Origin of the sequence: Streptomyces sp. NPDC002994 (assembly GCF_040611155.1) — a bacterium.
In the GTDB taxonomy this organism is placed as follows: domain Bacteria; phylum Actinomycetota; class Actinomycetes; order Streptomycetales; family Streptomycetaceae; genus Streptomyces.
The window spans coordinates 340,991-354,415 of record NZ_JBEXNQ010000001.1; the positions used below are offsets into that span (position 1 = coordinate 340,991).

At 64.9% G+C, this 13,425-nt stretch carries 6 protein-coding genes and 2 pseudogenes; 5 read left to right on the top strand and 3 right to left on the bottom strand.

All coding sequences use genetic code 11. From position 1 onward, the window contains the following. Positions 1 to 93 precede the first annotated feature (93 nt). Positions 94 to 4,161, bottom strand: a complete 4,068-nt coding sequence (locus ABZX79_RS01480) for a DNA methyltransferase (RefSeq protein ID WP_355249857.1) — start codon at positions 4,159 to 4,161, stop codon at positions 94 to 96. Beyond that, a complete protein-coding gene (gene drmD / locus ABZX79_RS01485; RefSeq protein WP_355249859.1) occupies positions 4,161 to 7,526 on the bottom strand; it encodes a DISARM system SNF2-like helicase DrmD in 3,366 nt (1,121 codons plus the stop codon). The genes ABZX79_RS01480 and drmD overlap by 1 nt, the downstream gene beginning before the upstream one ends. Positions 7,527 to 7,708: 182 nt before the next feature. On the opposite strand from drmD, the gene ABZX79_RS01490 reads away from it, so the two are divergent. Both ABZX79_RS01490 and ABZX79_RS01495 read left to right on the top strand, forming a co-directional pair. Next, positions 7,709 to 9,766, top strand: coding sequence for a GNAT family N-acetyltransferase (locus ABZX79_RS01490; RefSeq protein WP_355249861.1), 2,058 nt, complete (start codon positions 7,709 to 7,711; stop codon positions 9,764 to 9,766). Next, positions 9,763 to 10,239, top strand: a complete 477-nt coding sequence (locus tag ABZX79_RS01495) for an ASCH domain-containing protein (RefSeq protein ID WP_355249863.1) — start codon at positions 9,763 to 9,765, stop codon at positions 10,237 to 10,239. The genes ABZX79_RS01490 and ABZX79_RS01495 overlap by 4 nt, the downstream gene beginning before the upstream one ends. A gap of 249 nt (positions 10,240 to 10,488) precedes the next feature. On the opposite strand, the pseudogene ABZX79_RS01500 reads toward ABZX79_RS01495, so the two are convergent. Further along, positions 10,489 to 10,737, bottom strand: a pseudogene (locus tag ABZX79_RS01500) (site-specific DNA-methyltransferase); the annotation flags it as partial. On the opposite strand from ABZX79_RS01500, the pseudogene ABZX79_RS01505 reads away from it, so the two are divergent. The 3 genes and pseudogenes from ABZX79_RS01505 to ABZX79_RS01515 form a co-directional block, all read left to right on the top strand. Beyond that, positions 10,737 to 11,388, top strand: a pseudogene (locus tag ABZX79_RS01505) (transposase); the annotation flags it as partial. The pseudogenes ABZX79_RS01500 and ABZX79_RS01505 sit on opposite strands and share 1 nt — an antisense overlap. A 94-nt stretch (positions 11,389 to 11,482) precedes the next feature. Then, on the top strand, positions 11,483 to 12,256 hold the full coding sequence (locus tag ABZX79_RS01510) for a hypothetical protein (protein ID WP_355249865.1): 774 nt from the start codon (positions 11,483 to 11,485) through the stop codon (positions 12,254 to 12,256). Further along, positions 12,253 to 13,380, top strand: coding sequence for a PD-(D/E)XK nuclease family protein (locus ABZX79_RS01515; RefSeq protein WP_355249867.1), 1,128 nt, complete (start codon positions 12,253 to 12,255; stop codon positions 13,378 to 13,380). The genes ABZX79_RS01510 and ABZX79_RS01515 overlap by 4 nt, the downstream gene beginning before the upstream one ends. Positions 13,381 to 13,425 lie beyond the last annotated feature (45 nt).

The window sequence follows — 13,425 nt, forward strand, 5'->3', positions numbered from 1 at the left end:
TCATGGGTCACAACGATAGGGCGAGGCACTGACAGAGCAGGTGGGTCGTGGCCAAGGCGTGAACCGCAGGCGACCTCCGGTGACTGACGGCCCCTACCAGAGCAACTCGCTGGTGCCGTCGGGCGCCTTCGAGGCGACGGTCTTCCTGGGCTTGACGGAACTCTTCTTGTTGTGGAGGCCACGGCGGACTTCGTCTTCGTAGAGGGAATGGTTGAGTTCGAGGAGACGGTCGTTCATCTCGATCTGGACATCCGGGTCTACGGTCCAGCGCAGGCCGTGGACGGTGTTGTGGAAGCCATGGTTCAGGGTGAGAGAGGTCCAGCCGAACTGCGCGGCGAGAGGCTGGGCGAGGTAAGCCTCCGTGACGGCTTCGTCGATCTCCACATGGATCTCGCGCAGGCGCTGGATGTCGGGGTCGAGGTTCGCTGGGTTGTGGACCTCGTTGTAGAGGTCGGTCATGCCGAGCTGCGGTGTCCGCGACAGCTGGACATGACGACGGTAGGTGTCCAGCTCCTCGCCGGCGGCGCGGATGCGCGGGGTGAGTTCCGGCTGGGGGAATGTATCGAAGCCGTCGGAGGGGGTGTAGCGAGGATCTGATTTCATCGTCGACTCACCCTTGACGGTCCACCAGTTGAAGTGCCATGTGCTCGTCAGGAGCGCAAGCATGGCCGTCGCGTCGGATGTGTAGAAGACACACAAAGCATGCGAGAAAACCTGATTGTTGGGCACGATGGCCGGCAGTCCATACTTGCTGTGTAGGCCCATCACGAGAATACGTTCATGATCCGCGATAGCTTTACGGAGCTCCGGGCGTGGTCGATGAAATCTCCACCATGCCGGCCGATCAGGACGACCAAATTCTTCAATCCTGGCAATCAGGTCGGGGAAATGTTGTGCGCTTTCGAGGTTCATCATCCCGAAGTCAATCACCCATCGGATGGCCGAAGAATCTGGCCGATTGTTAATCTCGTCAGCATTGAGAAACGGGAAGATTCTACTTTTATTCCGCTCGTCTAGTGCGAGTAGTGATTGCATATCTCCGGCATCTAGAATAAATCCGGCCCCTGTGACCTGACAACCTACCGAGGCTTGACCAGTGCATGCCGCCAGCTTCTTTGGGCCTCCAACTGTTCGAGACGGTGCAATCAAACTTGACGAAATACCGTGAGTTGGCCTTCCCTCTAGTACGTACTTTTCGGCGACCCCAAGGGCACCAACCCACACCAATGAGACATACACACCAGCTTCGCCCGGCCATGCCATTGACTTGACGGCACGACCAATTTTCCAACCATGAGAGGTGATTCGATCTAGACCCACTTCGCGGGAGTCGGTCTGCGCGATAGTATTCGTTGCGATAATGCCAGTTCGCCTAGCGGGTGCAAGTTCCAGATTGCGCAAAAGGAAGTACGTACAGAGGTCTGCCCGGCCACCCGATCCGTGGCCTTGGGCAATCACCTGACTGATGTAGGTCAAGCTGTCCTTGCCGATGCGCGCGCTGGTCTGAACGCCGCCCGAGAACGGCGGGTTCCCCACCACCGCATCGAAGCGGTGCTCACCACGAACGGGATCGGCCATGATTTCCGGAAATTCGAGTGGCCAGTGCAGCGGACGCAGCGAGGCCGTGCGCGGTCCGCCGCTGGGCCCGAGAAGCCAGCCGTCGACGATGGTGCGAGCTTCGGCCGCTGCGGCCTTGTCGCCCAGCAGCGCCTTCTCGACGAGGTCGGCGATGGAAGCGAGGCGGTTGGCGTATGCCTCATCGGACTTGGTCGTCGCGGTGGACAGTTTCGCCGCGACCACAGCGTCCGCGGCGAGGCGGAGTTGTGCCGTCAGCGCTTCGGCCTCGATGAGCTTTGCAGCCTTCGCCCGGGCGTCTCGGATGTCAATGACCTCGTGCTGCTCGATGTCACGACGCAGTTCCGCGGCTTGGGCGAGCAGCGGCCTCGTGATCTTGTCGATTTCGCCGCTGAGACGGGCGTTGAGGCGATGGCCTTCGCTCGGGGTGAGGTGGAAGGCCTCGATCTGGTCTGCCGTCAAGCAGCCGATGAGGGAGTCTCCACAGCGCAACGCATGGTCAACAAAGTTGAACGGACGGCCCTTCGCCAGGGTGACCAGCCACAGCGAGAGTTTAGCGAGTTCCACCGCCATCTCGTCGATGTCAACGCCGTAGAGGCAGCGGTCGGCGACCATGCGACGGGCTTCGAGGAGTTTCGCATCGCGGTCCTCGTGATGCTCGCCGAGACGTGCATCGACCGCGTCCGGCATCCCATCACGGTCCCATGCCTCAACGACCCGCTCCGACAGGTACCGGCAAGCCGAGACAAGGAACGCGCCGGAGCCCATCGCGGGGTCGAGGATCTTGAGCGCAAGGAGTTCCGACGCCGGACGCACTCGCCATTCGGGCGGCTGGATCCCATCGGCGGGTCGTGGAATTCCGTCCGGCGAGCCGGGTGAGAAGCACAACGGGTCGAGGGTGTGCAGGACGATCTCTTCAGCGAGGGCGCGCGGTGTGTAGTGAGTGCCGGAGTCGCGCCGGTCGCCGACCTGGGTGACGATAACGGTCCCGGCGGGATGGACGATCGGCTCACCGCGCAGGTCGGGTCGCAGCAGTCCGAAGAACGGCAGGACGCGGGCAGCGAGTTCGGCGTCGTTGTCGCATGCGGCGTCGAGCTTCCCGATCTCCTCTCCAGTTGGGACAGTTGCCAGTGCGGAGGTGAATTGCTTTGCAGTCAAGCCGACGAGCTTGGCTGCTTCAACTTGCAAGCGATCGGCAGCGTGCCATGCTTCAAGGTCAGCAAGTTTGGCGTCAGCACCGGCCTTGCCTTTGAGCCCAAGGCGTGTCTCGTCCAGCCGAATGGCGGAGTGTTCGAGGAGACCCTCGTAGACATGGCCGATCTGTTCGACGTCGAGGCCCTTATAGGACAGGCGTTCCGTCGAGGTGACCTTGCCTGCCCGCGTGGTGCGCTTGAGCTTGATCAGCGCGTCGAGCATGGCGAAGACGACGCGGTCGGTGACCTTCAATCGCTCCAGCCAGGCAAACCGCTTCGGGTCAAACAGTGATCCGCCGTATGCGGGGATCCACATGTCCGGGTGCCGAGCCCCGCCGTGGACGGCTCGGAAGGTAGCGAGGAGCGTGGGCCAGGCGGCCTTCCACCGGTCGGCGATGTCGGCGTCGTCTTGGTCAAGGCGGTCGTAGAGCCTCGTGACGGAGTACGAGTCGGCATACAGCTCGTCATCGGCCGGAAGCAGGTTCTGTTCCTCCGCGTAGAGAAGGAAGACGATGCGCATCATGACGGTCAGAGCAGCGCGGTAGACGGTACGCGGGGCGACGCCTTCCAGCACGGTGCCGTCAGCCTCGCGGTCGAGGCGGGAGAGTTCCGCGACGAGGAGCTCGACGGCTGCACGGACCTGCTTGCCGAGGGTCTTGGTGACTGCGGTGGTGTCGTCGGCTGTGCGGGTGAACAGGGCGGCGAGGGAGTCGGTGCCCTTGCCCTCACGGTCCTTGGGCGCGATCGCGGCGCAGCGGACACCGAGCAATGAGGTGAAGGCGCGCAGCAGCAGCGGTTCTTCGAACCATGTGTCGGCGTCGAAGACCGCCACCGAGGTTGGCGCTCCAGGTCGGGCGTGGACGACGGCCCACAGGGTGCCGTTGGTGAGCAGCGCGATGGGGACGGCACGGCGTCGGCACAGCTCGGCGGCCTGTTCGGCCGGTGATGGCAGGCCCTTCGTTGCACGGGTGAGGGGTTCGCCCCAGGGGCGGCGGTAGATCAGGGCGCGTTCGGCCGCGCCGGGCAGGCCGGTGGTCGGGTCGGGCGGGCCCATCAGCAGTGCGTCGGGGGCTGTGCCGGGGTGGTCGGTCAGTTCGCGGGGCAGCATCGAGCCTTGGCGCAGTGCCTGACCCTGGTATCCGAGCAGTTCTTCCAGAACCAGGTGCTGCCATGCGCTGCACAGCGTCGCCGGTTCGGCTTGTAGCTCAGCCCATGCCTGCCGGAGACGGGCTCGCAGCGAGGTGTCGGCAACGTCGAGGCCCTGCGGAAACGCCTCCGCAAGGATCTTGGCAGTGAGGAACGGCCCGTCCGGACGGAGCAGGTTTAGCCACTCGGCATGCTGCTCGATCGGGGTCTGCTGCTCGGTTTTCGGGAAGCGGGTGCGCGCCGGCATCAGTGACCTGCCTGGTGTGAGGGAGCAGCTACGGTGAGTGAGGCGGGGACGAGGAAGGTGACCGCTACGGGGAAGCGGCGGGCGACCGGGTCTGCGTACCGGTGGCGTAGGGCCGCTGCCTCGGAAACGAGCTGTTCAGGAACGGCGGCGAGGCGTGCTTCCAGTTCCGTGTGGTCCTTCTTGAGCTGTTCACGTTCCGGATCGGGGGCCAGAAGGGAGTCCTGACGCCAGAGCGGGTTGGATTTCAGGGAATCCCGGATGTTGCGCTCCAGTTCGGTCAGTACCGACTGCATCGCCTTGACGTCGTCCTCGCAGCGCTTGTCCAGGACTTTGCGCTGCTTGCGCGCGATCTTGTTGGACTCGGTCTGCAGCGCCTTGCCGAGCGGGGACTCCAGCGCGCCCCACAGCGCGGTGAGCCGGTCAAGGAATTCTGGCGGTGGTGCGTCCTGCGACGCGGCGGCGAGCCAGTGTTCCAGGGTCTCCGGACTCTTCTCCACGGTTAGTTTGCCGTGTTCGATCGATCCTCCGGCCAGGGCGATCTGCTCGTGCAGTCGCACTCCGCGGTTCCCGGTGATCACGACGCGGCCATGTGCGATCACAGCCGGGTTGCGCAGCAGATCGCCGGGGACGATCCGGGCGGTGACGCGGGTCAGATGTGCGCCGTGCTCGCCCTGCGACCACAGTTCGGCGCGCAGCAGGCGCAGGCACAGGTCAACCAGGCGGTGGTTCAGGTGCAGCAACACGACGTCGGTGCGTCCGGCGTAGTCCTGGTCAAAGGTGACGGGGCGCTCCTTGCCGCTGACCGGGTGTCGCAAGCCGTCGTTGCGTGCCTGCGCCCAGCCCTCCTTCAGCTCCGGGAGTTTGAAGCAGCGTGCATTGACGCCCTTGGGTGACGGAGTCTCGATCAGATCCTTCTTGTGGGCCAGGCGGAGCGCGGTGCGTACGACGCGCTCGATCGTGTCCGGGTTCAGGTTCAACTCCGTGCGGGTCCGGGTGAGCTGTTCCTGGGCCTGCTGGAGGTCATGCGCCAGATTCCGTTCGACCTTCAGTACAGCCTTGCCAGCCAGGCTCTGGATCTCCCTGTCGGTGGTCTGCCAGCTGGAGCGCTTGCCGAGCATTTTCTGCTCGACCTGGCTGGCGATCACTTCTCCGGCGCTGCCGAGGTCGGTGCGGATCTGCTCGACCTTGCGCACCGCGACACCGAGGAAGGCCATTGCGTCCTCCAAGGTGCCCTCGGTGAACCCGGTGTCCTCCTCGCGCTGCCGGTCCCAGCCCTGCGGCACGAAGTGGACGATCTCGACCTTCGCCGCAGTCTGACCGTGCCGGTCCACTCGGCCGTTGCGCTGCTCAAGTCGGTTGGGATTCCATGGGATTTCCCAGTGCAGTACCCGGTGGCAGTGGTTCTGCAGGTTGATGCCCTCGCTCGCGGAGTCGGTGGCGAGCAGAATCCGCACCGGGTCGACGTCGAGGTCGTCCTGAAAGACGTTCTTGACGCGCTCGCGTTCATCGCGGTCCTGACCGCCGTAAAGCTGGGCGATTGCCTCGTCCGGTACGCCAGCGCTGATGAGTCGTTCGTGCAACCAGCGTTGCGTATCGCGGTATTCGGTGAACACGATGACGCGCTCGCCGTCCCAGCTGCCGTTCAGCCCACCGGCTCCGTTCTGCACAATGACGCGCAGCCAGCTGAGGAAGGCGGTGAACTTGCCATCAGCCGTCTCGGCGTTGCGGTCTCCCCAGTCGCGCAGGTCCTCCAGCAGCTTGCGTTCGGTCTGGGAGAGCGGCGGGGCGAACCGACGCGCCGTGGCCAAGGCTTCGTGCGCTGTCTCCTCGAACGTGGCGTCGTCCTCAGCCGACTCGTCCAACTTCCCGATCATCTTGGCGAGAACCTTCTCCGCCACCGTGTACGCCCCGCGGTTGTAGTCCCGCTCGGCCTCGTTTTGACGCTCTCGGGCGAGCATCGTCTTCAGATGAGTGTCCACCGTATTGGCAAAGGCCTTCGGGCTGGACAGGAAACGGCGCTTGAGCAGCGTGACGACGAAGTCCACGGCCCGGCTCGGCGCGGTGCCCTGCAACGTGAGCTGCCCGGAGATCGTCTCGCGACGGGACTGCGCGTACTGGTCGAGTTTCGCGTAGGCGTCGCGGGTCGCGGCGTCGTAGACGACCTCCAGGGGATGGTCGAGGTCACGCTTCGGGAATCGCGGGCTGCCATCCCAGTTCGGCGGCAGATCCCGCTTCAGTCTCCGCACCATCACCTGTGCCTTGGCTTCTTCCGAGGGCTCCAGGGTGCGGGCGAAGCGATGGCCGTCCAACAGAGCCAGCAGGGCGGTGAACGATTCCAGGTAGCCGTTGTGGGGCGTAGCCGACAGGAACAGCCGGTGCTCGCTGTGTGGGGCCAAAGTCTTGATCGCGTCGGTGCGCTGTGAGTCGACCGCGTACTTCCCGGAGCCCGAAGGTGCACACGTGTGCACCTCGTCGACGACGAGGAGATCGAAGGCTCTCGGATACTGGGGCGCCGACGGCAGGATCGAGCGCAGCAGTGCCATGGGCCGCTCTCGCTTGAGCCAGTCGATCGAAACGATCAACCGCGGGTAATGCGTCCACGGGTTCGCGTACAGTCCGCGGGACCTGCGCAGCTCCTTCAGGAGGTCCGCATCCACGATCTTGAATCCCAGGCCGAACTTGTCGCGCATCTCATCGCGCCACTGCAGAGTGAGCGAAGCCGGGCACACGATCAGCATCGTCCGCGCCCGATGCCGCAGCATCAGCTCCTGCATCACCAGACCCGCCTCGATGGTTTTGCCGAGACCAACGTCATCCGCGATCAACAGGTTCGTACGCGGCATCTGTAGCGCCCGCACCACCGGGTCGAGCTGATAGTCCTCCGGCTTCACTCCGGAGCGGAACGGCGCCTGCAGCAACGTCTTGTCCGCCGTTGCCACCGAGCCCCAGCGCACCGCGTCAAGGAAGGCATCCAACTTCGCCGGGTCGTCGAACCCGCTCGCCGGAGACGGCAGGGCGTGCTGCTCACGGGCAGTAGCACCGGGCTCCAGCTCCCAAAGGACGCGCAGCTCCTCGTCACCGGAGTCGCCGTCCACCGAAACCAGGGAGACCAGGTGCTGCGCCTCGGCGAGCAGCGGACTGCCCGGCTGCTCGACCGCGATCGAGGAACGCTCCACGGCCGTAGCCACCCAGAATCGATTACGCACCGTAACCAACTGGCCTACGGTCGGCACCGCCATGTCCTGTACGAATTGGTCCGCCTCGTCGACCTCTTCGATGCCCACCCGCGTCAACTTCCGCTCCCGGATCGTCTGTTGTTCCGTGCATCTTGGCACGCGCCCGAGTCTCTTGAGATCCACGCCCACCAGTTGCATCCCAGTCTGGCAGCCACCGCTGAGAGAACACCTCGGCCCCCAGACCAAGAGGCATCACCATCGCGCCGAATACTCCACTACGCAATTGATCAAAAGCGCAACCGTATGTGGCACGTCACGGCCATCATGTCGGTGGGAGCGGAGAAAGGCGCCGTTTCACGAAGGGGGAACTCATGTCGATCACTGTGGTGACGGTGCCGGAGTCAGGGGGCAGGCTGCTCGACGCGGCGGTGGCTCTGGGGAACCTGCACACCAAGACACTCGGTCTGCTCACGCCGCAGGCATACCTGCAGAGCGCCGAAGTCGGAGGACTGCTCGTCGCGCTGGCGGCTGACGAGGTCGTCGGTTACGCCCTCTTCGGTCTACCCAAGCGCAAACACTACGTACGGCTGACTCACTTGTGCGTGGCTGATGAGCACCGCGGCGAAGGAATCGCTCGGCAGCTGATCGACGCGATAAAGGCGGGGCACGGAAATCGGCTGGGCATCAGGGCGAAGTGCCGGCGCAACTATGACCTCAGCGGTATGTGGGCAAGTTTGGGGTTCGTACCACCGGGAGAGTCCGTCGGCAGGGGGCACGACCGGGAGACCTTGGACACCTGGTGGCTGGATTTCGGGCACCCAGACCTCTTCACGGACATGCAGAGCGATGCGCTTCTGATCGTCGGCGTGGACCACAGCGTCCTGGAGGGCATCGCGGATCGAAGCCCGGATGCTGAGAGCCGCGAACCACGCATCTTCAAGGCGGCCTGGCTCGAGGACGAGACCGAGCTGGCCTACACACCGCAGCTGATGCTCGACATCCGCAGTGTCACAGCTGACACGGTGCGGAATCAGCAGCGGTCCGAAGTCGCACGGATGCGAAAGTTCGCGCCTGCCGCGGAAGCCGTGGCGGAACGACATCGGGAGCTCATGGACGGTGTTCGCGCCCAGAACGCCGATCTGGGCATGCAGCCACACACCGGGCCCTTGCTGCAGTACGTGGCGGAGGCATCTTGTGCCGGGCTCCACGTGCTGGCCACATGCAACCCGGACCTCCTCGCGCTGGCGGACGTAGCCCGCGAGATCGGCCGCGTGAAGGTGGTCCGGCCGGCCGTGGTTGCGCTGCATGTGGACGAGCTCCGTCAAGCCCAGGTCTACCGACCCGCCGACCTCCTGGGGACAGCTTTCACCACCGGACAGGTCGCAGCTGACGCAGAGGGCGAACTGACAGCGTTCTTCGATCAAAGCGAAGGCGAGAAGGGGTCTGCCTTCGAAGATCGGCTCAGAGCCTTCGAGCAGGACGATTCCGTGGTGTGGCGGCGGGAGCTGCTGCGCGATGGAGAGGGGCGTCCCGTCGCCCTGTACGTGTGGGCTCATGACGGTCGCACGCTGACCGTTGCGATGCTGCGTACTGCTGAACACCCGTTGGAGCAGACTCTGGCCCGGCAGCTGCTGTTCCTGCTCAAGAACCTCGGACGGGAGTGCGAGGTGGAGACGGTCCGGATCACGGACCCCTTCCCGTCGCCTGCGGCAGCCGAAGCCGCTGGGCTCGACGGATTCTTCTTTCAGGACAACGGTCTCACAGCGCTCTTGGTTGATGTCTGCGGAACGGCGCGCGAAGTGTCTGCCACAGCGAACCGGATCACCAACCGCCTGAAGGTAGCCTCTGCTGCTTTTGGGGCGGGCCTTCAGACCGAGATTGCCAGCGCCGTCGAACGGGCGTGGTGGCCGGCAAAGATCATCGACTCTGACATTCCATGCTTCATCGTCCCCATCGAACCCCGCTGGTCCGCCGAGCTCTTCAACGTCCCTGCACCGCTCGCCCCTCGTGGCGAACTCGGAATCAGCCGTGAGCACGTCTACTACCGGTCGCCAGGCCGACGTGGAGAGAGCGTCCCTGCGCGTCTTCTCTGGTACGTCAGCCAGGATTCAAGCGGCCCCCAGGGCAAGATGGTGATCGGATGCTCACGGCTGGACGAGGTGTTGATCGACACACCGGATGCACTGCACTCCCAGTTCGAACACCTGGGCGTATACGGTCGGTCCGAAGTGCGTGCTGTAGCCAGGGGGCACGGTGCGGCAATGGCTCTGCGGTTCTCGGACACGGAGCTCTTCCCCGCAGCCGTGACGCTCGGGCGCCTCAAGACGTTGGCAAGTGATCTGAAACAGCCGCTGTCGCTGATGTCACTGTCGAAGATCAGCAGCAAGTTGTACCAGGCCGTGTACGAAGAAGGGCACCGAAAGACGTGAACGAGCCGGAACGCACGATGCTGCTGTCCGTCCACCCCAGGTTCGCTACGGCGATCCTCGCCGGCGCCAAGACGGTGGAGGTACGAAGGCAACGCGTCGCCGCTCCCCCGGGTACGCCGGTGCTTCTGTACGCCACGGCCCCCACGAAGGCTATCGTCGGCATGGCGCGCATCGCTTCAGTACAGGTCGCGACCCCACGCGAGGTCTGGTCGGCCAGCAGCACACGGGCTGGAATCAGCAGGCGCGAGTACGACACCTATATGGAAGGAGCCGCGCAGGCCAGTGGGCTGACATTGGAAGCGCCCGTCGCCTTCGAGACTCCGGTGCCACTGACCGCTCTGCGCGCTGGCGGGGCGTTCCACCCTCCGCAGAGCTATCGCTACCTGCGGCCTGATGATCTGCAACGGATGTCTGCTGCGGCGCCCCCCACGGATACGCCGTTCTATACGGCGCTCGAAAGCATGGCCCTCTGAGCGAACCACCGTCACGCTCGATGGGCGCTTCGCCCGGGACATGTGCAGCGTCGGGCACTTGGGGACCGGAGACCTGGAAGTGCGCCTTGCCTCGGCGGCGGACCTGGAGAAGGCGGCGCCGTTGATCCTGCGGGCGTTCGAGGCGGCCTGACGCAACGAGAAGGGCGGCTGGAGCATCGGTTATTCGGTGCTCCAGCCGCCCTCCGGCGTCTGCGACCCGTCGGCCCCGGGCTCTCTCTGCTCTCATGATCACGCCTCTGGTCCGACCAGGTCGAAGTCGTCCTTCGTCAGCTCCGCGTGAAGGCGCTGCTCGGCAACGTCGGCGTAGTGCGAGGACAGCTCAACGCCCACGAAGCGGCGTCCCTCGCGAAGGGCCGCGACCCCCGTGGAGCCGCTGCCCGTGAAGGGGTCCAGGACGGTGCCGCCCTCGGGGCAGACCTGGACGAGTTGCTGCATGACCTCGACCGGCTTCTGGGTGATGTGAACCCGGCCCTTGCGCCGATCCCACAGTCTCCCGTGTCATCGACAGACTCGCCGCATCCGCCCGAAAGCCCACGCGACGATCCGGGACGCACGTTCCCGAGCACGGGGCGGGTCTGGGAACTGGCCGGTGCGAACAGTCCGGCCACCGACGGCCAGGTGATCGTGGACATCGGCGGAGTGCTAACCCTCGCGCACTCCGAGAAACAGGACGCCACCGCGACCCGGAAGAAGACCTTCGGCCACCACCCCCTCGTCGCGTTCGTCGACCACGGCCAGGCCGGGTCCGGGGAGCCGGTGGCCTCCCTGCTGCGGCCCGGCAACGCAGGCTTCAACACCGCCGCGGACCACATCGAAACCGCCCGACTCGCCCTGGCACGACTCCTCAAGGCTCTGCGGCTGGGACGGCAGACACTGATCCGCATCGACTCCGGCGGCAGCATCCACGCCTGATGGGCAGCGGCTGTCGTATTCCGTCGGAATGACCATCACCGACGCCATCCACCAAAGCCGTACTGAAGATCCCTAAGAAGGCGTGGACGCCGGCCCTAATACGCCGGCGGCACCGAACGGCCCGGCGCCTGGGCCGCGGAGATCGCCGATATGCCCGACCTGGGCACCTGGCCCAGGGGGATGAGGCTGGTCGTCCGGGAGGAGCGGCCTCACCCCCGGAAAAGCCGCACCCCACACGCACAGCGTCCCCGTCAGCGAACTGATGAGAACTGATGAGAACTGATGAACGATTGAGGCTAACCTCCGTTCCATGCAGTTCACCCTCGATGGCGAATCCTTCGAGCTGACGCCCACGCTTGTTCGTGGGCGTCTTGCTGGTCACGTGCCCGAGGAGATCCGCGAGTACTGGGTCGAAGTAGATGGTGTGCGTTGGCCGGTCAAGCAGGTCATCTTCCTTGCGACAGGTGCCAAGCGCAGCAGGTTTCAGTCGCAGGCCTCTCGGCGGTGGCTGCAGAACCTCGGGTTCTTGATCGGTGCCGGATCCTCGGCCACCGAGAGCGGCTCAATCCCGCGGCTGACCGGCGCGTCGCGTCGTAGGCCCTTCGACGAGTCCCAGCTCAAGGAACTGGAGGCGCTCGACGTCCGCGTTGCGTTCTCGTGGCTGAGCGCCGGCCCGATCACGCTGGACGAAGTCGGCCTGCCGAGGTTTCCCGGACTCCCGCGAGCGCCAGGGCTCTACCGCTACGATTTCGGTGGGGACGACGACGGCATCCGCGTGCTCTACATCGGGGAGTCCGTGGAGCTGGCCAGGCGAGCCAGCAACTACCGCAACGCCAAGACGGATCGCTCTAGTCAGCGCACCAGCCGCCGCATCCACAAGGAGATCGTCGGCCACTTGGAGTCCGGCGGTTCGATCGCATTCGCCATCGCAACGTCAGTCCGCTGGGGTGACGATGTCGAGCTGGACCTGCGGCTCAAGTCCGCCCGTCGCCTTGCCGAGAACGCTGCGGTGCTCCTCGCGCAGTCGCAGTCCAGGATCCGCGTGCTCAACATCGACGCGGAGCTGGGAGAGGGCAGCGAGTGAGCAGTCTTCCGGACCTTCGCTTCCTGCTCTCGATCAACAGCGAGAACGCGTGGAGCGATCTGCTCGCCACCCTCATGAATGCCGACCAGGCGATCACCCGCTCCGTCCTCCGCATCGACGCTGTTGGCCCGCTCCAGATCCGTCGGGAGGTCTCGAAGTCGCGGGGCCGGAAGGCATCGGATCGCCCCGACCTGGTGGTGGAGGCGAACGGTCAGGTTGTCGCTGTCGTCGAAGTGAAGCTGCTTGCCGGCCTCGGAATTGAACAGTTGGAGCGGTACTACAGATACGTCGCCGAGGAGGACCGAGACGACTGCCGGTTCGTGGTGGTCTCGCTTCAGCGCATCCGTCTCGACACCACCCATGCCCAGGACTGGCAGAACCTCACCTGGGAGGAGCTCATCGCTCCCTTCGCCTCGTCCCCGGTACCGTGGGCCGCGACGACCGCTACAGCCTGGACGAGCCACATCGAGTCCCAGGTGCCGGAGGTGGATGGCCACACAATCTGGAATCAGATCGACGGTATCGACCTGTACCTCGCCCTCCGGCTTCGTGCTGCCTATATGTACGACAACGTCGCCTTGCCCGGCGGCTCATCGAAGGCCATCCGGGAGATCGGCTCCGGTGGCCTGTACGTCGCGATCGTGGACGCCCCGATTCCGGGCAGCGGCTACACCGTCCGTTGGGATGCCACCGAGAGCTTGCCGACTCAGGAGGTTGGCAAGCTCGTCGACAGCAGCGGGCTTCGCGGGGTCGACTTCCGCTTCTTCCTCGCGCAGCAGCGAGTCACCTCCTCCAAGGCCTTCGACTGGGATCACCTGGCGCTGCTCTGGCAGGAGTACCTCGCCCAAGAGGACTGGATTCCGTGGAGACCCCATCCGCCGCGCAAGACCTTGCAGTGGGAGAAGGATGGCGTGGCTAGACTCAAGGCGCTCGGTGCTCCAGCGTTCCTCGGCGCTGGCTACGGCGAGAAGCAGGCCAAGCTCAGCGGTGAAGTCGAGTTCGGCGCGCGCTTTGTGCTGCCGCCCTCAACCACACTCAAGGAAGCCACCGAGGTGCTCAGCAGGGTGGCTGTGATCGGGTCCCGGATGGCACAGCACGCGACTCAGCCGCAAGGGAGACTGTGATCGCATTAATTCGACGGAGAATCTGACAGCGGCGATGCAGGGGTG